Origin of the sequence: Nonomuraea endophytica, assembly GCF_014203235.1 — a bacterium.
GTDB lineage: Bacteria > Actinomycetota > Actinomycetes > Streptosporangiales > Streptosporangiaceae > Nonomuraea > Nonomuraea endophytica.
Genome location: NZ_JACHIN010000021.1, coordinates 16,655 through 40,005, shown reverse-complemented (window position 1 = coordinate 40,005; position 23,351 = coordinate 16,655). Strand labels below are relative to the sequence as shown.

General features: G+C 71.1%; 22 protein-coding genes. 15 read left to right on the top strand and 7 right to left on the bottom strand.

The window, feature by feature from the left end; all coding sequences use genetic code 11:
* Nucleotides 1–66: 66 nt before the first annotated feature.
* Nucleotides 67–2,337: a hypothetical protein gene (locus HNR40_RS47540; protein WP_184973805.1), complete on the bottom strand. Its 2,271-nt coding sequence runs from the start codon at nt 2,335–2,337 to the stop codon at nt 67–69.
* Between the two features lie 155 nt (nt 2,338–2,492).
* Here HNR40_RS47540 and HNR40_RS47535 point away from each other — a divergent pair, with 155 nt between their 5' ends.
* Nucleotides 2,493–3,617, top strand: coding sequence for a serine hydrolase domain-containing protein (locus HNR40_RS47535; protein WP_221341699.1), 1,125 nt, complete (start codon nt 2,493–2,495; stop codon nt 3,615–3,617).
* Between the two features lie 62 nt (nt 3,618–3,679).
* On the opposite strand, the gene HNR40_RS47530 is transcribed toward HNR40_RS47535, so the two are convergent.
* Nucleotides 3,680–5,833, bottom strand: a complete 2,154-nt coding sequence (locus HNR40_RS47530; RefSeq protein ID WP_246510709.1) for a glycosyl hydrolase family 18 protein — start codon at nt 5,831–5,833, stop codon at nt 3,680–3,682.
* A gap of 234 nt (nt 5,834–6,067) precedes the next feature.
* Here HNR40_RS47530 and HNR40_RS47525 point away from each other — a divergent pair, with 234 nt between their 5' ends.
* Nucleotides 6,068–6,736, top strand: coding sequence for an HAD family hydrolase (locus tag HNR40_RS47525; protein WP_221341698.1), 669 nt, complete (start codon nt 6,068–6,070; stop codon nt 6,734–6,736).
* Nucleotides 6,737–6,832: 96 nt separating this feature from the next.
* Nucleotides 6,833–7,282 carry an HAD-IA family hydrolase gene (locus HNR40_RS47520; protein ID WP_184973799.1) on the top strand — a complete coding sequence of 150 codons (450 nt, stop codon included), beginning with the start codon at nt 6,833–6,835 and terminating at the stop codon, nt 7,280–7,282.
* A gap of 63 nt (nt 7,283–7,345) precedes the next feature.
* Here HNR40_RS47520 and HNR40_RS47515 read toward each other — a convergent pair whose 3' ends face one another.
* Nucleotides 7,346–7,987: a class I SAM-dependent methyltransferase gene (locus HNR40_RS47515; protein WP_184973797.1), complete on the bottom strand. Its 642-nt coding sequence runs from the start codon at nt 7,985–7,987 to the stop codon at nt 7,346–7,348.
* Nucleotides 7,988–8,135: 148 nt separating this feature from the next.
* On the opposite strand from HNR40_RS47515, the gene HNR40_RS47510 reads away from it, so the two are divergent.
* Together HNR40_RS47510 and HNR40_RS47505 are read left to right on the top strand one after the other, a co-directional pair.
* The gene (locus tag HNR40_RS47510) at nt 8,136–8,315 is read left to right on the top strand and encodes a hypothetical protein (protein ID WP_184973795.1); all 180 of its coding nucleotides are present in this window, start codon (nt 8,136–8,138) and stop codon (nt 8,313–8,315) included.
* A 27-nt stretch (nt 8,316–8,342) separates the two neighbouring features.
* Complete coding sequence (locus HNR40_RS47505; RefSeq protein ID WP_184973793.1) at nt 8,343–8,747, top strand: RidA family protein; 405 nt, start codon at nt 8,343–8,345, stop codon at nt 8,745–8,747.
* On the opposite strand, the gene HNR40_RS47500 is transcribed toward HNR40_RS47505, so the two are convergent.
* From HNR40_RS47500 to HNR40_RS47490, 3 genes are all read right to left on the bottom strand, one after another.
* Nucleotides 8,748–9,554, bottom strand: a complete 807-nt coding sequence (locus HNR40_RS47500) for an SAM-dependent methyltransferase (RefSeq protein ID WP_184973791.1) — start codon at nt 9,552–9,554, stop codon at nt 8,748–8,750.
* A 123-nt stretch (nt 9,555–9,677) separates the two neighbouring features.
* The gene (locus HNR40_RS47495; protein ID WP_184973789.1) at nt 9,678–10,829 is read right to left on the bottom strand and encodes an agmatine deiminase family protein; all 1,152 of its coding nucleotides are present in this window, start codon (nt 10,827–10,829) and stop codon (nt 9,678–9,680) included.
* A gap of 14 nt (nt 10,830–10,843) precedes the next feature.
* A complete protein-coding gene (locus HNR40_RS47490) occupies nt 10,844–12,244 on the bottom strand; it encodes a purine-cytosine permease family protein (RefSeq protein ID WP_184973787.1) in 1,401 nt (466 codons plus the stop codon).
* 128 nt (nt 12,245–12,372) lie between these two features.
* On the opposite strand from HNR40_RS47490, the gene HNR40_RS47485 reads away from it, so the two are divergent.
* Complete coding sequence (locus HNR40_RS47485; RefSeq protein WP_184973785.1) at nt 12,373–13,386, top strand: LacI family DNA-binding transcriptional regulator; 1,014 nt, start codon at nt 12,373–12,375, stop codon at nt 13,384–13,386.
* Here HNR40_RS47485 and HNR40_RS47480 read toward each other — a convergent pair.
* Entirely contained in the window at nt 13,322–13,939 is a 618-nt protein-coding gene (locus tag HNR40_RS47480) for a TetR/AcrR family transcriptional regulator (protein WP_184973783.1), read from the bottom strand. The two genes, HNR40_RS47485 and HNR40_RS47480, sit on opposite strands and share 65 nt — an antisense overlap.
* A gap of 103 nt (nt 13,940–14,042) precedes the next feature.
* Between HNR40_RS47480 and HNR40_RS47475 the strand changes: the two genes are divergently transcribed.
* The 9 genes from HNR40_RS47475 (at nt 14,043) to HNR40_RS47435 (ending at nt 23,350) form a co-directional block, all read left to right on the top strand.
* Nucleotides 14,043–15,047, top strand: a complete 1,005-nt coding sequence (locus HNR40_RS47475) for an agmatine deiminase family protein (RefSeq protein WP_184973782.1) — start codon at nt 14,043–14,045, stop codon at nt 15,045–15,047.
* Nucleotides 15,044–15,970: a nitrilase-related carbon-nitrogen hydrolase gene (locus HNR40_RS47470; RefSeq protein ID WP_221341697.1), complete on the top strand. Its 927-nt coding sequence runs from the start codon at nt 15,044–15,046 to the stop codon at nt 15,968–15,970. Before HNR40_RS47475 ends, HNR40_RS47470 begins: the two co-directional genes overlap by 4 nt.
* 15 nt (nt 15,971–15,985) lie before the next feature.
* Nucleotides 15,986–17,569 (top strand): ABC transporter substrate-binding protein, encoded by a 1,584-nt coding sequence (locus HNR40_RS47465; RefSeq protein WP_184973780.1) that lies wholly within the window; start codon nt 15,986–15,988, stop codon nt 17,567–17,569.
* A complete protein-coding gene (locus HNR40_RS47460; protein WP_312896799.1) occupies nt 17,539–18,522 on the top strand; it encodes an ABC transporter permease in 984 nt (327 codons plus the stop codon). The genes HNR40_RS47465 and HNR40_RS47460 overlap by 31 nt, the downstream gene beginning before the upstream one ends.
* Nucleotides 18,519–19,379 carry an ABC transporter permease gene (locus tag HNR40_RS47455; RefSeq protein ID WP_184973779.1) on the top strand — a complete coding sequence of 287 codons (861 nt, stop codon included), beginning with the start codon at nt 18,519–18,521 and terminating at the stop codon, nt 19,377–19,379. Before HNR40_RS47460 ends, HNR40_RS47455 begins: the two co-directional genes overlap by 4 nt.
* Nucleotides 19,376–20,311 carry an ABC transporter ATP-binding protein gene (locus HNR40_RS47450; protein ID WP_184973777.1) on the top strand — a complete coding sequence of 312 codons (936 nt, stop codon included), beginning with the start codon at nt 19,376–19,378 and terminating at the stop codon, nt 20,309–20,311. Before HNR40_RS47455 ends, HNR40_RS47450 begins: the two co-directional genes overlap by 4 nt.
* Entirely contained in the window at nt 20,304–21,152 is an 849-nt protein-coding gene (locus tag HNR40_RS47445; protein WP_312896798.1) for an ABC transporter ATP-binding protein, read from the top strand. The genes HNR40_RS47450 and HNR40_RS47445 overlap by 8 nt, the downstream gene beginning before the upstream one ends.
* 85 nt (nt 21,153–21,237) lie before the next feature.
* Nucleotides 21,238–22,326, top strand: a complete 1,089-nt coding sequence (locus HNR40_RS47440; RefSeq protein WP_221341696.1) for an agmatine deiminase family protein — start codon at nt 21,238–21,240, stop codon at nt 22,324–22,326.
* Between the two features lie 187 nt (nt 22,327–22,513).
* Nucleotides 22,514–23,350 carry a DUF4436 family protein gene (locus HNR40_RS47435; RefSeq protein WP_184973772.1) on the top strand — a complete coding sequence of 279 codons (837 nt, stop codon included), beginning with the start codon at nt 22,514–22,516 and terminating at the stop codon, nt 23,348–23,350.
* Nucleotide 23,351: the final 1 nt, after the last annotated feature.

Genomic DNA, 23,351 nt, shown 5'->3' with positions numbered 1-23,351 from the left:
ACGTCCGTGGCGTGACGGTGGGGCGGGCCGCCGGGGTCTTCGCGACGCCGGCGGCCCGCGCGGGGGCTAGGAGTGGAACAGGTTGTAGAGCCGGTTGTGCTCGTCCCAGCGGGCGGCGCTGATGACCTTGGTCGCGTCCGGCACGCTGCCGCGGCGCAGGTCCCTGGCCAGCGCGTTGAGGCGGCTGGCTGAGGCGGTGACGGCTTCGCGCAGGGCCGTCGGGCTGCCCCAGTATGTCTCGCCCTCCTTCAGGCTCTTGCGCAGGCCAGTGGCGATCTTGGACAGGCGTGCGCCGTACGACTGGGCCCGCAGCATGGCCAGGTCCTCCGCCACCAGCGACACCGTGTCCGCCAGTGCCTTCGCGTCGTAGGTCTCCTTCAGCCCGGCGTCGGTCTTCTCGCCGTGGCCGCCCCGGTCCCCGGTGTCCACGGTGGCGAAGGGCAGCAGGTTGCGGAAGCTGAGGTAGGCGGTGGCCGCCTCACCGGCCGTGGCCGCGGTCAGCGCCTCCAGCGCCGCGTCGAACAGCTCGTCGAGCTGGCCGCCCTCCAGCTGGATGATCGGCAGCAGCCGGTCCAGCTTCATGACCTCCGACTTCAGGTCGTCGGCGACGAGCTGGCGTACCGTCTCCATGGCGCGGTCCTCGTTGGCCGCCCTGGCGAGCTGGCGCGACAGGGCGCCGCACTGGACCACCCAGGCGGTCGTGTGGCAGCCCATCCCGGTGACCCCGGGAGGCGCGGGCGCGCGGCCGTTGACGACCAGCGGCTGACCGGCGGTGAAGGTCACCACGAGCGGGTCGTTGGCCGCGTCGTCCACCCAGGCGTTGGAGCCGGCGGTGGCGTCCGGCAGGGCGGACATCGTGGTCCAGGCCGCGGCGATCCGGGTCAGCAGCTTCGTGACCGCCTCCTTGCCGAGGTCGGCCTTGGGGAACAGGCGGCGCAGCTCGGCGGTGAGCTTGGCCTTGGCCGCCTCGGCGGCGGAGGCGCCGAAGAAGCCCGAATACGTGACACTGCGCGGGTACGCGGCGGCGACCAGGCTCTGATGTTCGTGGACCAGCGTCGGGATGATCGCCTCGACCCGGGCGGCGGCGTCCTTGGCCAGGGCCTCGATGGCCTGGACCGAGAGCAGGGCCCGGCTGAGGGAGGTGCCGATGTGCCGGCCCTCGCCGTCGCGCAGCTCGCGCAGCCGTTGCTTGCCGGTGCCCGGAGACAGGCCGACGACGCTGCGGGCCGCGGTCTTGATGGCCTTGGCGGCGTGGAAGAGCTCCTGGTCGTCGGTGGGCCTGGCGTACCTCTGCGCGATCGTCTCGGCCTTGGTCTCGACGTCGGTGGGGGTCATGGCGACCGAGCCGACGCCGCTGACCAGCTTCTCCAGGTTCTCGGCCAGCGTCGAGAGCTCCTCGTAGCTGGCGCGCGGGACCTTGGCCGCCTCGGGGTCGAGCAGGAAGACGATCCCGGACTCGCGCAGGGCGGCGTCGTAGGAGAACATCCGCCACAGCGCGTCCTTGACCTGGTCGGCGGTGTAGGGCGGGTCCGGGTCCTTCGGCGGCTGCGGCTTGGGCTGCGCCGGCTGCCCCGGCTGTTCGGTGTCCATCTGCTCGGCGGCCAGCTTCGCGTCCTCCTCCCGCTGGTGTGCCAGGCGGTCCAGGTGCAAGGAGTGGCGCTCGTGGGCGATGAGCAGGTTCCGGTAGCGGCCCTCACCCGATCCGATCGAGCCGCGGGCCGAGGGGTTGAAGACGGTGGCGTACGGCAGGTAGTTCACGTAGGCCAGGTAGTGGGCGACGGCCACGCCCAGCGTGTCGGCGGCGCGGGCGTGCACCTCGTCCTGGGTCTCCATCGAGCCGTCCTTCTTCTTCCGCGGGCCGTCGACCAGCACCCTGCGGGCCAGGTCCAGGCCGGTCACCGTGCGATGGGCCGCGTCCTCCAGCCTGGGCGCGCGATCCTCGTGGTCCTCCAGCCACAGGAAGAGCTTCATCTGGGTGGAGTCGAGCTTGGACATCCAGGCGGTCGCCCCGTCGTACAGGGTCTGGACCTTGTTGATCGCCTCGGGGAGGGTCAGGTTGTGCAGGACCGCCTTGAGCGCGTCGAGGTGGACCTGCCACGCGATGGTGTGGTCGCCCATGCGCCCGCCGAAGGGGGAGGGGGTGCGGGGACGGGGGCTGATGACCACGCGCCGGATGACGTCTCTGCCCGGGTGCGGCAGGATCGCCGGGCGCAGGTAGACGGTGGCGCCTTTGGACAGGTCGGGGTGGGACTGGGCAACCAGAGGAATCGGCCCTTCCACCGGCGTGGTGTCGGTGTCGCCTGCGGTCGGGTCCTGGTTCTTTTTTGCACGCTTCATTGCGCTCCGTCCCGGTTGGGCATGGATATGAACTCCCTCTTTTCCCGCAGAAGCCGGGATCGCGGCTAGTCACCAGGTCGTCACAGTTCCGGATCTGAGGACGTCTACGCTGGTAGGAGGGTTCGGGGGGAGGCTCATCCATGAGGTGCTCACGAATGCGCGCGCTGGTGGCCCTGGCCGGGCTGCTGGCCCTGCAGACGCCTGCCGCGGCAGTGGCTCGGGAGTTTCCCGAGCTGACACCTGCCGTGGCCGCCCGGCTGGACTCCGTCGTACGGAAGACCATGCGTGAAGCGGGTGTGCCCGGCGTCGTCGTCGGGCTGTCGGCGCCCGGCAAGGGCTCGTACGTGCGGGCCTTCGGCGTCGCCGACAAGGCGACCGGCGCCGCGATGAAGCCCGGCGTTTACTCGCGGATCGGCAGCGTCACCAAGACGTTCACCGTGACCGCGCTGCTCCAGCTCGTCGACCGGGGCAAGGCGGGCCTGGACGACCCGATCGGCGCCTACGTCGAAGGCGTCCCGAACGGGGAGCGCATCACGCTGCGCCAGCTCGCCGGCATGCGCAGCGGGCTGTTCAACTACAGCGAGGACGAGGGCTTCTTCAAGGCGCTCACCGGCGACCCCACGCGCTCCTTCACGCCGCAGGAGCTGCTGGCCTTCTCCTTCAAGCATCCCGTGCTGTTCGAGCCGGGCGCCGAGTTCTCCTACTGCAACACCAACCTCATCCTGCTGGGGCTGGTGGTGGAGAAGCTCGGCGGGCGGCCGCTGCACGAGTTTGTCAGCGCCAACATCCTGAAGCCCCAGGGGCTGAACCGGACGGTCTTCCCGACCGACGCCGCCTTCCCGAGCCCGCACCCCCACGGCTACACCAACCAGACCGCGTCCGGCGCGGTCGAGGACGCCACCGGCTGGAACCCCTCCTGGGGCTGGGCCGCCGGTGCGATGATCTCGGACCTGGAGGACCAGCGGAAGTGGGCCCGGATCCTGGCCACCGGCACCCTGCTGACCCCGCGCACGCAGGCCGAGCGCCTCAAGACCGGAACCACGCAGATCTCCGGCACGGGCTACGGGCTCGGCGTCTTCAACGTGGAGGGCTGGATCGGGCACAACGGCTCGCTGCCCGGCTACCAGACGCTGACGATCTACCTGCCCGAGTATCAGGCGACGCTGGTCCTGCTCCTCAACACCGACATCTCGTACGAGGGCCAGGAACCCAGCACGGTCCTCGGCCGGGCCGTCACCGGCGTCGTCACCCCCGACCACGTCTACCAGCTGGGCGGCTGAGCACCCCGGGACACGACGAGAGGGCCGGCCCCGTACGGGACCGGCCCTCAACGGTCAGACGGTCAGCCGAGACCGTTCTTGAGCGCGGTGATCAGTTCACCGTTGGTGGTGTCGCCGCTGAGCTCCCAGAAGAACGCGCCACCGAGGCCCTGGTTCTTCGAGTAGGTCATCTTGCCGCCGATGGTGGCCGGCGTGTCGTAGCTCCACCACTGGTTGCCGCAGAAGGCGTAGGCCGTGCCCGCGACGGTGCCGGTGGAGGGACAGCGGGTCTTGAGCACCTTGTAGTCCTCGTTGCCCGGCTCATAGGTGCCTGGCGCCGGGCCGGTGGCGGTTCCGCCAGGTGTGGCCTGGGTGACGCCGGTCCAGCCTCGGCCGTAGAAGCCGATGCCGAGGAGCAGCTTGCTCGCCGGGATGTTCTTGCTCTTGAGCTTCTGGATGGCGTTGTCGGAGTAGAAGCCCGCGATCGGGATGCCGGTGTAGGAGGTGAGGGGCGAGTGCGGGGCGGTCGGGCCCTGCGCGGCCCAGGCGCCGAAGAAGTCGTAGGTCATGACGTTGTACCAGTCGACGTACTGCGCGGCGCCGCCGTAGTCGGCCGCGTCGATCTTGCCGCCGCTGGTGCCGTCGGCGGTGATGGCCGCGGTGACCAGGTTGTTCGGGCCGAAGCGGGCGCGTACGGCCTGCATCACGTTCTTGAAGGACGCGAACCCGCTGGTGTCACAGGTCAGGCCGCAGGCGTTGGGGTACTCCCAGTCGATGTCGATGCCGTCGAAGACGTCGGCCCAGCGCGGGTCCTCCACCATCTGGTAGCACGACTCGGCGAAGGCGGTGGGGTTGGCCGCGGCCTGGGTGAAGCCGCCCGACCAGGTCCAGCCGCCGATGGAGAACAGCACCTTGAGGTTCGGGTACTTCTTCTTCAGTTTGCGCAGCTGGTTGAAGTTGCCGCGGAGCGGCTGGTCCCAGGTGTCGGCGACGCCGTCGACGCTCTCGGCCGCCGAGTAGGACTTCTCGTAGTCGGCGAAGGAGTCGCCGATGGTGCAGCGGCCGCCCGTGGTGTTGGCGAAGGCGTAGTTGATGTGGGTCATCTTGGCGGCCGAGCCGCTGGTGTCGATGTTCTTGACGTGGTAGCCGCGCTGGTAGACGCCCCACTGGACGAAGTAGCCGAGCACCTTGTTACCGCCGCCGCCGGGGCCGCCGGTGGTGGTGGCCGAGACCGAGTTGCTGTCGGCCGAGCGGTTGCCCGCCGCGTCGCGGGCGCGGACGGTGTAGGTGTAGGCGGTGTTGGAGCTGAGGCCCTCGTCGGTGTGGCTGGTTCCGGTCACGGTGGTTACCAGGGTGCCGCCTCGGTAGATCTCGTAGCCGGTGACGCCGACGTTGTCGGTCGAGGCGTTCCAGGCGAGCGAGACGCTGTTCGAGGTGACGCCGGTGGAGCGGAGGTTGCCCGGCACGGTGGGCGCCTGGGTGTCGCCGCCGCCGCCCGAGGTGGTCGCGGTGACCGGCGCGCTGTCGGCGGAGCGGTTGCCGGCGGCGTCGCGGGCGCGGATGGTGTAGGTGTAGCTGGTGCTGGCGGTGAGGCCGCTGTCGGTGTGGGTGGTTCCGGTCACGGTGGTGACCAGGGTGCCGCCTCGGTAGATCTCGTAGCCGGTGACGCCGACGTTGTCCGTGGAGGCGTTCCAGGCCAGGGAGACGCTGCTGGCGGTGACGCCGGTCGAACGCGCGTTGCCCGGCACCGTGGGCGCCTGCGTGTCGCCGCCGCCGCCCGAGGTGGTCGCGGTGACCGCGGCGCTGGCGGCCGAGCGGTTGCCGGCCGCGTCACGGGCGCGGACCGTGTAGGTGTAGGCGGTGCTGGCGCTCAGGCCCGTGTCGGTGTGCGTGGTCCCGGTCACCGTGGTGACCAGGGTGCTCCCGCGGTAGATCTCGTAGCCGGTGACGCCGACGTTGTCGGTCGAGGCGTTCCAGGCGAGCGAGACGCTGCTGGCGGTGACGCCGGTCGAGCGCACGTTGCCCGGCACCGTGGGCGCCTGGGTGTCGGTGCCACCGCCGCCCGTGGTCTTCCACAGGGCCGCGACGTTCGGCGGCTCCCAGCCCGGCTGGGAGGTGTGGCTCTGCCGGCATTCGTACTCGACGCCGTTGTAGGTGACCCGGGTGCCCGCGGTGTACGCGGTCCACGGGGCCCAGTCCGCGAACGCGACCTGGGTGCTGCTGGCGCTGAAGGCCATGGGCGGGGCGACCACCGCTGCGCCGAGTGGCAAGAGTAAGGCCGCCAGGACTGCGAGTGTCTTGCGATGCTTCATAGTGCTCCGACATCCGGTGCTTGGGGGGTGGGATGAAGAGAGGCTCAGAAACTCTTAGGAAAGTTTCCTTTTAATTACATGCGACGTTAACCCCTGCCCGCCAGGTCGTCAATATCTGGATCAAAAGGGGCCCGCCCGGCGCTTCCGTATCCTTACGGGGTGATCCGCGCCGTGGTGATTGATGTGGACGACACGCTCTGCCTCACCGAGGCGGCGTGCTTTGAACTCGAGAACGAGGTCCTGGCGTGCATCGGCCGCGAGCCGATGTCCCGGGACGTGCACCTGTCGACGTGGGGACAGCCGCTCCTGGAGGCGATGACGCTGCGCTCGCCCGGCATCGACCTGGAGGCCTTCGCCGCCGCGTACCCGGCGGTGCTCCGGCGGTACGTGGCGGACGGGCGGCTGGACGTCGTGGCGCAGGAGAACCTCCAGGCGCTCGACGCGCTCGCCGCCGCCGGGCGTAGCCTCATGCTGCTGACCTCACGTACGGAAGCCGAGGTCGAGCACCTGCTGGCCCCGGACCACGCGCTCACCGGCCGCCTCGCCGCCGTCTACCACGCGGGCAACATGCGCTACAGCAAACCCGACGCCCGCGCCTTCGACGAACTCCTCGCCGCCACCGGGCTCGACCCCCGCCACTGCCTGTACGTCGGCGACTCACCCGGCGACGCCCACGCCGCCAACGGCGCAGGCCTGCGCTTCATCGCCTGCATGCAGAGCGGCGTCCGGCGGCGCGCCGACTTCGCCGACCACCACGTCGACGCGTTCATCGACACCTTCCCCCAGATGGTCGAGGCCGTGGCCCGCCTGGAGAACACGCGGTCATGACCGTGGCCCGCTTGGCGGGCGCGCGGTCCTGACCGTGGTCCGCCTGCACGGTCATGAACGGCGGGCCCAGGCCGCCAGCGCGGCTTCACCGGTGATGTGGTCGAGCCCCACGGCCACGGCCCCGTTCATGGCGCCGCGGCGACGGCGCGCCTGCAGGCGATCCAGCACGCCGACCTGTCCGGCATCGTGCCGGGAGCGGGCGCGCCGGAGCTGCTGGCGACGCTGGATCGGCGGGGACTGCTGTGGGCGGTGGTGACCAGCTCCGACGCCCGCATGGCCAAGGTCACGCTGGACACCGCGGGCATCGTCCCGCCGCTGCTGCTGACCTTGGACGATGTCACCAACGGCAAGCCGGACCCCGAGGGCTACCTCGCCGCCGCCGCCGGGTTGGGCGTGGACCCGGCCAGGTGCCTGGTGGTCGAGGACAGCCACCCGGGCGTCGCCGCGGGCAAGGCCGCGGGCGCCGTGGTCGCCGCGCTCAAGGGCGTCCCCGCCGACCTGCGCATCGACAACCTGGAACAGGTGGCGGCCCTGCTCGACGGCTGACTCCCGGACAGGTCAGCCGTGTCCGACCCCCCGAACGGGCAATGAGCCCTCCGGCCCGGACTGCTATGTCGGGCGCACCGCGGTGACGTAATAGATCATCGGGCTGAGCTCGCCTTCCCCCTCGACCCGGAAGCCCGCAGCGGGGATCAGGTCGCCGAGGAGGTCACGCGGACTGTGGCGCATGGCGGGCCCGGTGAGCGACCGCATGAGCCGCCCGGCCAGCCGGCCGTTCGGCGGGCGGAACTCGGCGATGAGCAGCCGTCCGCCCGGACGCAGAACCCGGAACATCTCCCGTACGGCGGCGCCGCGCAGGCCGGCCGGGATGTGATGGACCGCGAGCGTGGACATGACCACGTCGAACGAGCCGTCCGGCAGGGCCAGCGCCTGCCCTTCGCCCACCAGGTAGGCGCAGTTGCCCGGAGCGCGCGAGCGGGCGTGCTCCACCATGGGCGGCGAAGGGTCCACGCCGGTGACCTCGGCGGCGATCGGGGCGACGATCCTGGTCAGGTAACCGGTGCCGCAGCCCACGTCGAGGACCCGGTCGCCGGTCCGCACCCCGGCTCTGGTGGCCAGGCGGGTGAAGACCTCGCGGCGCCGGCCCAGGAATCCGAGTGCGGCGCCCATGCCGTAGGCGCGGGGGTGGTCGATCGTGCCGCCGTGGTCGGCGTGCTCTTCGTGCCGGTGCAGAAGCCTGCCCAAGCCCATGATCGCCTCCGATGTCGAACAGGATGTTCGGTAGTGAATAGTCTGCCGGGTATGGAGGCCCTGTGATGTTCGTTCCCGCCTGCACTACCACCGGGCCTGCAGGCTGCGGCATTCTCCCAGTTGGCGGGATTTTTCTAGACTGGTCGGCATGAACGACCCGCGCCGCCGTGTACTCCTGTGGATCGGCTTCCTCGTGTTCGCCGCCGTCAACACCATCGGCGGCACCATCGGCGGCCCGGCCCAGGTCGCCGGCCTGATCGCCGGGATCATCTGCATCGGCTTCATCGCGGCCCTGATCATCCACCACTACGCGACCCGCCGCCCGTGACACCGTCCTGTGGAAAGAGTTGCTCCCATGGCCTTGGAATCCATCAATCCCGGCGAACTGGACCCACCGGAGACCTACAGCCACGTCGTCGTCGCCACCGGCACGCGGATGGTCTTCGTCGCCGGTCAGGTGGCCGAGGACCGGGCGGGTGACCTCGTCGGGCCCGGGGACATGGCGGCCCAGGCGCGCCAGGTGTTCGTCAACATAGGGCACGCGCTCGCCGCCGCGGGCGCCCGTCCCGACCAGGTGACCAAGCTGACGATCCTCGTCGCCGGGTACCGGCGTGAGCATCTCGCGCAGATCGAGGAGGGCAGGGTCGCGTTGTTCGGCGATCACAAGCCGACGGACACGCTGGTGGGGGTCGCCGCGCTGTCCAGGCCGGAGTACCTGCTCGAAGTCGACGCCGTCGCGGTCGTCGACGACGCGGAGTAGCTACGGCTTGCGGCCCACCGCGGCGTACATGTTGGTGGCGGTGTCAGGGAGAGGCTGGTCGCCGGGGCCGGGGCGCCAGCGGGGCATCGGGACGACGCCGGGGTCCAGCAGGTCCAGGCCGGTGAACAGGCATTCCACCTCGGCGCGGGTGCGCAGGTACATGGGGATGCCGCTGCTGGTGTACTCCCTGGCCAGTTCCTCGGACTCGGGGGCCAGGTCGGCGGTGGGGATGGTGACGGCCAGGTAGCTGCCCGGGGGAAGAGGGGCGAGCAGGGCCTCCACCAGGCCCTGGGCGTCCTCCACGAACTGGAGCATGGCGATGACCGTCAGCGCGACCGGGCGGGTGAGGTCGATCACCTCGTGCAGGGTGGGGTCGCCGAGGAGCGCATCGGGGGAGCGCATGTCGGCCTGGATGTAGGCGATGCGGCCCTCGGGTGTGCCCGCGAGCAGGGCTCTCGCGTGGGTCAGCACGATGAGGTCGTTGTCGACGTAGACGATCCGGGCCTCGGGGGCGCTCTCCTGGACGACCTCGTGCAGGTTCGGGGAGGACGGGATGCCGGTGCCGATGTCCACGAACTGCTGTACGCCCGCCTCGGCCAGGTATCGGGCCATCCGGTGCATGCAGGCGCGGTTGGCGAGCATCGAGGTGCGCAGTCCTGGCCAGTTGCTCAGCACCTTGGCCGCGGTCTCCCGATCGGCGGCGAAGTTGTCCTTGCCGCCCATGATGTAGTCGTAGACCCGCGCGGAGTGCGGCCGGTGGGTCTGCAGATCTATCGGGGTGGGCCGGTTCTGTGGAGCTTCTGGCATATCCGGATTCCGCCTTCCGGTCGTGGTCTTCTGGCCCGCACTCAAGATCCACCATAGGGCACGGAGCGGACACCGGGCGAGGGCGGGCAGCCCTGGTCGGGGTGCCCGCCCCCGCTGGTCAGGTCAGGGGGTGGGTTCCTGCATGGTGACGCAGTGCGCGCCGCCACCGCCGTTGCCGTAGAGGTTGTCCAGGTTGAGCATGACCACCGGCTTGCCGAAGGCCGCGGCGATCGCGTTCCTGGCGGCGGTGTCCTTGGCGGTGTCGCCGAACTGCGCGGTGACGACGGCCTGGTTGGTGACGGTCCAGTTCATGTAGGAGCTGAGGAACTCGTCCCGCTGACCGGACGGGATGCGGGGGAGGGTGTCCGGGCCCTCGATGGTCAGCACCTGGAGCCTGCGCCCCTTGGCGTCGGTGGCGTTCACCAGGACGTTGTGGATGGCCTGGGCGTTGGCGGTCCAGACGTCGGGGCGCACGTCGCCGGCCAGCTGCACCATCACGACGCCGGGCCTGATGTAGCGTGCGGTGCCGTCGACGTGGCCGTCGGTCACGTCCTGGCCCCGCACGCCGGGCAGCCAGATCATCTTGGTCGCGCCGAAGCGGGCCAGCAGTTCCGCCTCGATCTGGCTTCTGGACTTGCCGGGGTTGCGGTTGGAGTTGACCCAGCAGCTCTCCGTGGCCATGAGCGTGCCGTCGCCGTCGTACTCGATCCCGCCGCCTTCACCGACCACCCCGGCTCTGGTGAACGGCAGGCCGATGTGCGCGGCCAGGTTCTGGGCGAGCCGCCGGTCGTTGTTGTAGGCGGAGGCGGGGATGCCGAGGAACCTGGTGGCGTTCTCGCCCCAGGCGTTGAAGTTGAGGCCGATGGTGTCGCGGCCGCCGGCTCCGTCGACGCGGAACATGGGTCCCGTGTCGCGTATCCAGCAGTCGGAGACCGGGACGGAGCTGATCACCGTGACGGTGGAGCCGCACTGCGTCCGGGCCCGCGCCGCGTTCGTGGAGCCGCCGGCGCACATGGTGACCGGTTCGTGCCGGGCGATCTCCTTGGCGAGCTTGGCGATGTCGGCCTGGATCCTGGACAGGAGGTTGCCCCAGATGGTGGTGCTCGACGGCCAGGACATCCAGGTCCGGCTGTGCGCCGTCTCCTCGCCGGGCACCCGCCAGGTGGCCGCCGCCGCTGAGGCGGCCGGGGTGTCGCCGAGCGCCCGCGCCGCCGCCAGGCCCGCCGCGGCGAGCCCCGTACGGGCCAGCATCGAACGTCTACTGATCTCGGACATGGGTGACTCCTTTCTCAGTGGACCTCTTCGCGCTCCGTGGCCAGGTCGAGGCTGCGCGCGAAGAGCAGATAGCAGCCGCCCGCGACGGGCAGGCCGACGAACAGGGAGTAGTCGACGCCGCCGAGGAGCGCGGCGACCGGGCCGGTGTACAGGCCGGCCACGACCATGAAGGGCGTCATGGCGGCCAGGCCGATCAGATAGGCGAGGTTGCCCCGCCAGGCCCACCGCCCGTAGATGCCGTCGCGGTTGAAGATCTCCGCGATCACGTAGCGGCCCCGGCGGACGAAGAAGTAGTCCACCAGGTTGATGGCGGTCCATGGAATGAACAGGTACGTCAGGAGCACCACGACGTTGGCGTAGAACCAGGCGAACTGGTCGATGCCGACGAACGAGGCGATCGACCCGACGCTGACGAGCATGATGCCGATCGTCACGACCCGGATCTCCCGCGTCGGCCGGACCGGGCGGAAGGAGTCGGCGATGGAGATCATGGTGAGGCTGCCGCCGTACTGGTTGATGGCCATGATCGACAGCAGGCCGATGAGCAGGACGCCGACCGCGACGGCGCCGAACCCGGCGAACAGGCGGTCGGCGGCCAGCCGCAGCGCGGCGACCGGCGTGGCGCCCTTCGGCGCCGCGGCCGACACCGCCGCTCCCAGGACGAACACCCAGATGCCGGACAACGCGCTCGGCAAATACGTCCACCAGAACGTGCGACGTACTGAAATATCGGGACGCAGGTAGCGGGAGTAGTCCGAGACGTACGGCGCCCAGCCGAGCTGGAACCCGGCCACGAAGACGAAGACCAGCATGAACGTGGTCGCGTCGAACGGCCCCGCCTCCCAGGCCGAGCCCGGGATGCCGCCGGTGAGCAGCGCGGCGACCGTGATGGCGACCATGACGGCGACGAACGGCCAGGTCAGCCACCGGTTGACGGCGTGGATCCAGTCGTGGCCGAGCAGCGCGATCACGGTGGCGACGGCGGCGGCGAGCACGTACCCGAGCCAGTCCGGCAGGCCGAACAGCGAGTGCATCGCGTCCCCGGCCAGCAGCGCGTCGGAGGTGTTGTAGCCGATGTAGTTGACCAGCGCGAACACCCAGACGGTGAGGGCCGCGCCCACGTACCCGAACTGCGGCCTGGACTGCACGAGCTGCGGCAGGCCGAGCTGCGGCCCCTGCGCGGAGTGGAAGGCCATGAAGAACGTGCCGAACAGGGAGCCGAGCACGGTGGCGACGACGGTCCAGACGAGCGTGGCGCCCATGGACAGGGTGACCACGCCGGTGGCGAAGCCGGTGAGGTTGAGGCTGCCCACGAACCAGATGGCGCCGAGGCTGGGCAGCCGGCCGTGGCGTTCCGAGAGGGGGATCCAGTCGATCGAATGTCGCTCGATGGCCAGGGGTTCCGCCTGCGACATGGGGCCTCCTTGGAGCGGCGTCGGTGCCTAGAGGCCACAGTGTGTGCGCGAAGAAACGTTTCTTCAAGAGTCGTTGCAGAAACGTTTTTTCAGTTTTCGGGCCCCGGTCAGGCGGTAGATTTCCGACCATGGGCAGGCCGAAGCGAGTGACGATCCGTGACGTGGCCAAGGCGGCCGCCGTCTCGATCACCACCGTCTCCGACGCGCTCAACGGCAAGGGCCGCCTGCCCGCCGCCACCAGGGACCGCGTCGTCGCCGTGGCCGCCGGCCTCGGCTACCACGCCAGCCCGAACGCGCGCCGCCTGCGCCAGGGCCGCACCGGCGCCATCGGGCTGTATCTGCCCGACCGCGCCTCCGGCCTCGACTACTACATGAACGTCGCGCTCGGCGCAGCCGACGCGGCCTTCGCCCATGACCTCACGCTGACCCTGATGCCCATCAGGCCCGACGCCCGGCAGAAGATTTCCGCCGACCTCCTGGACGGCCTGATCGTCGTCGACCCCATGCTCACCGACCCCGTGCTCGACACGCTGGCCGGACTCGACGTGCCCATCGTGAGCTGCGAGCGCGACCTGGGCTCGCCGGCCAGGTTCGCCGGTGTGGTGACGGCCGACAACCGCGCCGCCGTACACGAACTGCTCGGCCACCTCGCGCGGCAGGGCGCCACGACGACAGGCCTGCTCGGCCTGGCGGGCGACACCGCGTTCGGCAGCGACGTGCGCGCCGCCTACCTCGACTGGTGCGCCGCGCGCGGTCAGCCTCCGCTCATCAGCCAGACTCCCTTCGTCGACTCGGCGGAGTCCCGCTACCAGGCCGCCGACCAGCTACTGCACGATCACCCGGAGATCGACGCCGTCGTCAGCGCGCCCGAGGGCGGCGCGCTCGGCATCCTCCATGCGGCGGAACGGCGCGGCATCCGGGTGCCCGATGACATGCTCATCGCCTCCTGTGTCGACCACTCCTCCCTCTGGACCGCCAAGCCGCCGATCACGGCCATCGACCTCAACCCGCGCCTCATGGGCCGCTATGGAGCCGAGCTCCTCGCCGACCTCCTGGAGGGCAGGGCGGAGGGTCCCGTCACGCGGGCCCTGCCGACCCGTCTCGTGGAACGTGACTCGACCCTTCCCCGAGCTCCGCGATGACGGCGCCCTCCACCAGTTCGCGGGCCCGCTCCAGGGTCATCGAGCCGCTGAGCCAGCGTTCGCTCACGCCTTCGACCAGGGCGGTCAGCCGTTCCGCCACGTCGAGCGGATCGGCCCGCGCGGCGGCCAGCCCGGCCGCCTGAGCCTGCCTGATCATCGCGGCGAGGTCGTCGACCCAGCCGCGCGTGGAGGTGCTGAGCGGCTCGCGCAGGTCGGGGTTGAAGACCGCGCTGGCCCGCAGTTCGCCCCAGGCCGCGCTGTTCTCCCGGACCGCGGGGGTGTCCTGCAGTTCGAGGAGCAGGAGCAGTTCGAGCTGCTCGCGCGGGTCCTTGCCGATCTCCATGGCCTCGTGCGTGTAGCGGCCGGCGCGCTCGTTGACGAACTCCAGCGTCTTGCGCATGAGCCCGGCGCGGTCGCCGAAGTGGTAGTAGATCAGCGCGGTCGAGACTCCGGCCTCGGCGGACAGCTTTTCCACCCGTAGCCCGCGCACGCCGCTGTGGGCGATGACGCGGACGGCCGCTTCCAGGATCTGCCGCTGGCGATCTGACGACATTTCACCTCACGTCGCAGGGTCGGGGACACCTTGACTGAATCTTCAGTCGGTGGGCACTATAGCAACTCCGCAAGGCTGACTGAATTTTCAGACAGGAGTGATCATGCGTATGCCCGCCGAATGGGCCGTCCATGACGGCTGCCTCATGGCCTGGCCGACCCGGGAGGACCTGTGGGGCGACGTGCTCACCTCCGCCCGGCAGGAGTACGCGGCGGTGGCCCGCGCCATCGCGCGGTTCGAGCCGGTGACGATGGTGGCGCTGCCCGGCCAGGGCGAGCAGGCGCGTGAGCGGTGCGGCGACACGGTCGAGGTGGTCGAGTTGCCCATCGACGACTCGTGGCTGCGCGACTCCGGCCCGATCTTCGTGCTCGGCCCGGACGGCTCCCGCGCCGGCGTGGACTTCCGCTTCAACTCGTGGGGCGGCAAGCACCACCCCTGGGACCGGGACGACCGGATCTCCGCCCTGCTCCTGGACCGCCTCGGCGTCGCCCGCGTCGAGTCCCGCATGATCCTTGAGGGCGGCGCGATCACCGTCGACGGCGAGGGCACGCTGATCACCACCGAGCAGTGCCTGCTCCACCCCAACAGGAACCCGGACCTGACCAGGGCCGAGATCGAGGACGAGCTCAAGGCCAGGCTGGGCGTCACCAAGGTGATCTGGCTGCCGTACGGCGGGCTGGAGGACCGGGAGACCGACGGCCACGTGGACGGCGTCGCCGCGTTCGTCGCCCCCGGCAGGGTGCTCATCCAGCTCCCCGACGACCCCGGGCACCCCGACTATGCCCGCATGCGCGCCAACAAGGCGGTCCTGGAGGCCTCGACCGACGCCGCCGGAAGAGCGTTCGACCTGGTCGAACTGCCGCAGAGCGCGTTCACCGAGGTGGCGGGCGAGCGGATCGAGGTCGGCTACCTGAACTTCTACGTGGCCAACGGCGGCGTGGTCGTCCCCGTCGCCGGGGTCGAGGCCGACGAGAAGGCCCTGGCCGTCATCGCCGGCGCCTTCCCCGGCCGCACCGTGGTCGGCGTGCGCACCCCGGTCATCGCCTACGGCGGCGGCGGCGTGCACTGCGTCACCCAGCAGATCCCGGCCGCCGGGCAGGCGTCGTGAACTACGTCGAACTCACCTCCTACGGCTCGCCGCTCGGCTCACCCGCCCGGCCCGGCGCGGAACCCGGCACGCTGCTACGCGTGGGCCTGGTCCAGATGCGCTGGCAGTCCGACGAGCGGGCCCACGACGAGGCCCTGCGCACCGGCGTACGCCTGGCCGCCGGCCTCGGCGCCGAGGTGGTCTGCCTGCCCGAGCTCACCCGCAGCCCCTACTTCGCCGCCGACAAGACGCGGGCACAGGACGCCGCCCGCTACATGGAGGACCTGCCCGGCGGCCCCACCACGGCGCTGGCCACCGAACTGGCCGCCGACCTGGGCGTGACGGTGCACGCCTCCCTGTACGAGCGGGCCACCGACGGCGGCCTCGGCTACAACACCGCGATCTGCGTGGACCCGGACGGCACACTGCTGGCGCGCACCCGCAAACTGCACATCCCACGCTTCCCCGGCTACCACGAGGACCTGTGCTTCCGCCCCGGCGACACCGGCTTCCCCGTGGTGGAGGTGGGTGGCGCCAGGTTCGGCTTCCCCACCTGCTGGGACGAGTGGTTCCCCGAGCTGGCCAGGACCTACGCGCTGGAGGGCGCGCAGGTGCTGGTCCACCCGACCGCGATCGGCTCGGAGCCGGAACTGCCGCACTTCGACACCCGGCCCATGTGGGAGCACGCCATCTCGGCCAACGGGCTGGCCAACGCTCTGTTCATGGTGGTGCCCAACCGGGTCGGCGCGGAGGGGCTCATCACCTTCTACGGCTCGTCGTTCATCTCCGACCCCTACGGCCGCGTGATGCTGCGCGCTCCGCGGGACCGGCCCGCCGTGCTCGTCGCCGACCTCGATCTGGACCAGCGGCGCGACTGGCTGGAGTTCGGCCTGATCAACACGAGGCGGCCGGAGCTCTACGGCGCGCTGACCCGCCCGATCTGACCCCAGGGAGAGCCCATGCGGATCGCAGCACTCACGGCCGTCGCCTTCTTGGCGGTGGCCTGCGGCGGGGCCGCCACCCCCCACTCCACCGCCGGCCCGAGCTTCACGCTGTCGCCCACGACGCCGCCGGCCAAGGGCGAGATCGACGGCTTCACCTGGTCCATCTACGCCGAGCCGCCGACGCTCGACTACATCTACGCCTTCGACTACCCGCAGAACATGATCCTGTCCAACGTCTGCGAGAGCCTGATGCGCTGGACCCCGCAGCTCGGCCTGGAGCCCGGCCTGGCCGAGGAGGTGAAGCAGCTGGACGCCAAGACGTTCGTCTACCGCATCCGGCCCGGGGTGAAGTACCACGGCGGCGGCGAGGTCACCGCCGACGACGTCGTCTTCAGCCTGCGCCGCCACCTGGACGCCGCCCTGGGCTCCTACTGGGCCAAGTCCTTCGACCGGGTCGCCTCGATCGGCAAGAGCGGCCCGATGGAGGTGACCGTACGGCTGAAGCGGCCGGACTCCCAGTTCAACCAGTGGATGGCCACCTCGGCCGGAACGGTCGTCAACCCGCGCGCCGTCCAGGCCAAGGGCCGCGACTACGGCAACCCGGACGGCGGCGTCGACTGCACCGGCCCCTTCCGGCTCGGCCCGTGGCGCAAGGGCGAGTCGATCGCGCTCGACCGCTTCCCCGGCTACTGGGGCAAGAAGCCGAAAGCCGGACAGGTCACCTTCCGCTTCATCACCGACCCGGCCGCCAGGACCAACGCGATGCTGACCGGCGAGGTCGACGGCGGCTACCTCATCGCCCCCGACAGCTACGCCGGCCTGCGCGCGGGCGGCAAGGGCACGCTCTACTTCGGCAAGAGCCTGACCACGGTCAACCTCGCCTTCACCAACCTCAAGGGCACACTGAGCGACGTCCGGGTACGGCGGGCGCTGTCGCTGGCCCTGGACCGCGACGGCTTCGTCAAGACGGGCCTGCAGGGCGTCGGCTCGATCGCCGCGGCCCCCGCGCCCCGCGACGCCTGGCCGAAGCAGACGGAAGCGCCGCCCGGCGCCAAGCGCGACGTGGCCGCGGCCAGGGAGCTCGTCCGGCAGGCCGGCGCCACCGGCAAGAAGATCACCGTGGCGACCAGCCCCATCGGCACCGACGTGTCGCTGCTGGCCACGGCCGTACAGGCGGCGGGCACCGAGATCGGCCTCGACGTCGAGCTCAAGACCATCGCGCCCGACGCCTACACCGCGCTGTTCTCCGACCCGAAGGCCCGCGCGGCCGTCGACCTGTTCCCCTGCACCTACTACCTGTCGATCACCGACCCGCTGGCCAGCTACTCGATCTTCCGCAGCGACGGCTTCGAGAACTACATGGGCTACGCCGACCCCGCCTACGACGCGCTCGTCGACCGGGCCGTCGCCGAGTACGACCCGGTCAAGCGGGCGGCGCTGACCGACGGGCTGCGGCGGAAGGAGGCCGAGCAGGTGCTGTGGATCCCCGTCGCCGAATGGCCCACGTCGCTCTACCTCAGCCGGCGCATCACCGGCGCCCCCACCTCCATCGCCTACATGTACTACCCGTGGGCGGCCGACGTGGGCGCGGCCGGATGATCGCCCGCTTCGTCCTGCGGCGCCTGCTGGAGCTGGCGCTGACGCTGGTGGCCGCGTCGTTCCTGGTGTTCGGCGCGGTCCACCTGGCCCCCGGCCGCCCGGAGACCTTCCTGCTCGGCGGCCGGGCGGCCAGCCCTGAGGCGCTCGCGGCGATCCGGGCCCAGTACCACCTGGACGACCCGTTCTTCCTGCAATATCTCAAGTGGGCCGGCGGCGTGCTCACCGGCGACCTGGGCCGGTCGATGCAATATCGCAGCCCGGTGCTCGGGCTGATCGAGGCCCGGCTGCCGAGCACGCTGCTGCTCATCACGATGGCCGCCGTGCTGGTCGTGGTCCTCGGCATCGGCCTGGGCCGGCTGGCCGCGGTCGGCGGGCCCGCCACCGACTCGGCGGTACTCGTCGGCACCTCGGTCGCGCTCGGCACCCCGTCGTTCGTCGCCGCCATCGGCCTGCTGTGGGTGTTCTCCGTGCAGCTCGGCTGGTTCCCGACGATCGGCAGCGGCGACGGGCTGCCCGACATGATCTACCACCTGACGCTGCCGTCACTGGCACTGGCCCTGTACTGGACCGGCTGGCTCGCCCGGGTCACCCGCGGCGCCATGAAGGACCAGCTCGCCCTCGAACACGTCACCGTCGCCCGCAGCCGCGGCCTGCCGGAACGCCTGGTGATCCGCCGGCACGTGCTGCGCAACGCGCTCGGCCCGGTCGCCACCGTCAGCGGCCTGACCCTGTCCGGCCTGGTCATCAGCACCGTGCTGGTCGAGGCCGCCTTCGGCATCGGCGGGCTCGGCGCGCTGCTGGAAAGCTCCGTGCAGGTCAAGGACTTCCCCGTCGTCCAGGCCATCACGCTGCTGGTGGTCGCGCTGTTCACGGTGACGAACCTGATCGTCGACCTCTGCTACCCCCTGGTCGACCCCCGGGTCCGGCTCGGCGTGCGGAGCGACGCCGGATGAGCGCCGTCGACCCGATCATCCACCGCCCGGTCCTCGCCGGCCTGCGCACCGGCCGGAACCGGCTCTACCTGACCTGCCTCGCCTTCGCCGCGCTGATGGTCGCCGTCGCGCTGGCCGGGCCCTGGCTCGCCCCGGCCGACCCCAACGCGAGCGACCTCGGCGCCGCCCTGACCGGCCCGTCCCCGGCCCACCCGCTCGGCGCCGACGCCGCCGGCCGCGACACCCTCTCCAGGCTTCTCGCCGGCGCGAGCGCCTCGCTGCTGGGCCCGATCGCCGTCGTCCTGTTCTCCACCGTCGCGGGAGTCCTGGTCGGCGTCACCGCGGGCTGGTTCGGCGGCTGGCCCGACACGTTCCTGTCGCGCGCCGCCGAACTGCTGCTCGCCTTCCCCGCCCTGCTCGTGGCGATCGTCTTCGTCTCTCTGTACGGCACCGGCCTGGCCGCCCCGGTCATCGCCCTCTCCCTGGCCTACCTGCCGTACGTCAGCCGCCTGGCCCGCAACCTCACCCTCTCGGAACGCCGGCTGCCCTACCTGGCCGCGTACCGGGTGCAGGGTTTCTCCGGCCTGGCCATCTGCGTACGCCACCTGATACCCAACATCGCGCCCGTGGTGCTCGCCCAGTCGTCGGTCAACTTCGGCTACGCCCTGCTCGACCTGTCCGCCCTGTCCTACCTGGGCCTGGGCGTGCCGCCCCTGACACCCACTTGGGGATCGATGATCAACGACGGCCAGTCCGCCCTGCTCCAGGGCCATCCCCTCTCGGCCATCCTGCCGTGCGCGGCGATCGTGCTCACCGTGGTGGCGTTCAACGTCGTCGCCGAGCACTGGGCCGACCGGGTGTCACGGAGGCGGGGATGAGCGTGCTGCGCGTGAACGGCCTGCGGATGTGGTTGCCCGGCACGGCGCGGCCCGTCCTCGACGGCGTCGAGCTGAGCGTGGGCGAGGGCGAGACCGTGGCGCTGGTCGGGGAGTCCGGCTCGGGCAAGAGCCTCACCTCGCGGGCCGTGCTCGGGCTGCTTCCCGACGGCGCCTCGGTCGAGGGCGGCGTGGAGGTCGCGGGGCAGGACGTGCTCGCGCTGGCCCCTTCCCGGCTTCGGGAGCTGCGGCGCCGTACCGTCGCGATGATCTTCCAGGACCCGAGGGCGGGCATCAACCCGCTGCGCAGGATCGGCGACTTCCTCGTCGAGGGGCGGCCGGGATCGCAGGATCGTGCCCGCGAGCTGGTCGCCGCCGTCGGGCTGGAGGCGCGGGTGCTGCGGCAGTACCCGCACCAGCTGTCGGGCGGCATGCTGCAGCGGGTCATGATCGCCGGGGCGTTGATGGGCGATCCGAAGCTGCTGTTGTGCGACGAGCCGACCACCGCGCTCGACGTCACCACCCAGGCCGAGATCGTCGCGCTGCTGGCCGAGGTGCGGCGGAGATACGGGACCGGGCTGCTGTTCGTCACCCACGATCTGGAGCTCGCCGCGGCCATCGCCGACCGCGTGTACGTCATGTACGCGGGCCGGATCGCGGAGAGCGGACCGGCGGCGACGCTGTTCACCCGCCCGCGCCACCCCTACACCGCGGCCCTGCTCGCGGCCACCCCGAGAGTGGAGACGCGGCAGGCACGGCTGGCCACCATTCCCGGGCAGCCGCCCGACCTGCGGACCGAGCTCACCGGCTGCGCCTTCGCCCCGCGCTGCCCCCGGGCGACGCCGCAGTGCCACGACGACCCGCCCGAACCGCTTGTTTACGGCGAAGGGATCGTCGCCTGCCACCACAGCATCCCCGGAGGAGAGCGTGCTTGAAGTCGACGGGCTGTCCAAGTCCTACGGAAGCGTCCGGGCGGTCCGCGACGTCAGCTTCACGCTGGCGGCAGGTGGCTCGCTCGGCGTCGTCGGCGAGTCGGGGTCCGGCAAGACCACCACCGCCCGCATCATCCTCGGCCTGGAGCGCCCCGACGCCGGAAGCGTCACCGTGGACGGTCACGACCGCTCCCTGCGACTGGGCTCAGTACGCCGGCCCGACCACTCCGAACGCCGGCCCGACCGCTCCGAACGCCGGCCCGACCGCTCCGAACGCCGGCCCGACCGCTCCGTACGGCGGCGCGGGCGGGCCGAACGGCTGCGCCTGGCCCGTGCGGTGCAGATCGTCTTCCAGGACCCGTTCCTGTCCCTGGACCCGCGGCTCAGCGCCAGGACGGTGCTGCGGGAGACCCTGAAGCTGCACTTCCCCGACCTCGACCACGCCCGGCGGATCGCGGAGCTTCTCGACCAGGTGGGCTTGGGGGAGCGGGAGGCGGACGCGCTGCCGCGCCACCTGTCGGGCGGCCAGCGCCAGCGGGTCGCCATCGCCCGCGCGCTCGCCGTCGAGCCGTCCGTCCTGGTCCTGGACGAGGCGGTCGCCGCCCTCGACGTCTGCGTCCAGGCGCAGATCCTCAACCTGCTGGCCGATCTGCGTGAGCGGACCGGCACCGCGTTCCTGTTCATCACCCACGATCTCGGCGTGGTGAGTCAGGTCACCGACCACCTGGTGGTGATGCGGCAGGGGGAGGTCGTGGAGCGCGGCACGACGGCGGAGGTGCTGGCCGATCCACGACACGCCTACACCCGGCTCCTGCTGGCGTCGGTACCCCGGCCGCCGGGCTAGGCTGCTCCTAACCAAAATTTCAGTCAGGGGGACTGTGATGCGTATTTCTCGACGTCAGACGCTACAAACGGCGATTTTTGCCGCTATGGGGGGCGCGCTGAGCGCCTGCGGCACGTCCGTGACGGGAAGCGGGGCGGCGAAGCAGGGGCCCACCCCGAAGCCCGGCCCGAAGGCCGCCGGATGGCTGATGCCGGAGGAGACGCATCCGCACCAGAAGACGTTCATGTCGTGGCCGACCGAGCTCATCTGGAAGTCCGACACCGCGGGGGTGCGTGACGACATCGCCGGCATCGCCCGCGCGGTCGCCGAGTTCGAGCCGGTGGTGCTCCTGGCCAACCCCGATGACGTCAAGGCCGCCCAGCGGGCCTGCGGTTCACAGGTCGAGGTCGTGCCGATCCCGGTCGACGACCTGTGGATGCGCGACACCGGTCCCAGCTTCGTGCTCCGCGGCAAGGACATCGCCGGCGTCGACTTCAACTTCAACGGCTGGGGCCGCAAGCAGAAGCACTCGCGCGACAAGGACGTCGCCCGGGAGATCCTGGCCAGGGAGCGCGTCACCAGGATCCAGGCGCCGATCGTCGCCGAAGGCGGCTCCATCGAGGTCGACGGCGCGGGCACGCTGATGGCCACCGAGAGCTCGCTGATCAACGACAACCGCAACCCCGGCAAGAGCCGCGCCGACATCGAACGCGCGCTCACGCAGACCGTCGGCGCGACCACCTTCATCTGGGTGAAGGGCGTCAAGGGCAAGGACATCACCGACTACCACATCGACGCCCTGGCCCGGTTCTCCGAGCCCGGCGTCGTGGTGATCAGCACCCCGCCCGACGACGCTCCCCAGGACGTCTGGACCGGCGCCTACGACCAGGCCCGCAAGGTGCTCGACCGGGCCGTCGACGCCCGCGGCAAGCGGCTGGAACTGGTCGAACTGCCCGAGCCGGTCGACATCGGCCGCCGCGGCGAGGGCTTCCTCGCCACGTACGTGAACTACTACGTGGTCAACGGCGGCGTCGTCCTGCCCCGCTTCGGCGACAAGAAGGCCGACAGGGACGCCGTCGCCATCGTCACCGACCTCTACCCGGGGCGTGAGGTGGTCCAGGTGCCCGTCGACACCCTCGGCGAGGGCGGCGGCGGCATCCACTGCGCGACCCAGCAGATGCCCAAGCGGAACTAAACATGTCCCCCGCCCCGGTTGCCCCGCCCACCACCCCGGGCACACCACGCTCAACCACTGGAGGCCCGCCGCTCTCAACCGTCAGCGGGCCGCCGGCCTCGACCGTCGGTGCGCCGCCGGTCTCGACCATCTGCGGGCTGCCCGGCCCGACCGTCTACGGGCTGGCAGGCTCGTTCGGAGGGGTGCCATGGCCCGGCGCTTGCTGCTGGTGACGGGTGTGGTGGCCGCGGCCGTGGCGATCGGGCTGGGCGTCTGGCTGCAGATCGACGAGCGCCGCACCCTCGGCGTGACCCACGCCGCGACCTCCACCGCCCGCGACCGCGTCGACATCCGCGCCTCCATCCAGCGGGTGGACGCCAACGCCAGGGAGCTGACGCTGCGCCTGCTCGTCGTCCCGCGCGGCGACCTGGCCGAGGCGGGCGGGCTCTCCCCGGTCTCCGACCTCACGCTGCTCACCTCGGCGCCGGTCCGCGGCGATCTGCGCTTCCCGGCCCACACCCGGATCTCCAGCGTGGACGTGCCGGTGGCGTTGAGCGGGGGATCGGCCGCCGACTACCCCTTCGACGCCTACGAGAGCGAGATCGAGGTAGCCGCCCAGATGGACGGCGCCGCCGTACCGGTGAACATGACGCTGACCGGACGCGACCCGCTGTTCACCCAGCGGGTGGCGGCGGAGGCGGCCGGGGGAGTGGCGTACTTCGGGGTGACGGTCGAGCGGACGACCAGCGTGCTGCTGTTCGCGCTCTTCATGATGGCCGCCATGTGGGCGCTGGCCGGGGCGGTGGTGATCGCGACCTGGTTCCTGATCTCCCGCCGGCGTGGGCTGGTCTGGCCGGCGTTGGGGTGGATGGCGGCGACGCTGTTCGCGCTGGCGGCCTTCCGCGGCACCGCGCCGGGCAGCCCGCCGTTCGGCTGCCTGGTGGACTACGCGGCCTTCCTGTGGGCCGAGATGATCATCGCTGTCTCGCTGACCTGCACGGTGATCGCGGGTGCGCGGGCGGAGTTCACCGGCACGACCCAGTGAC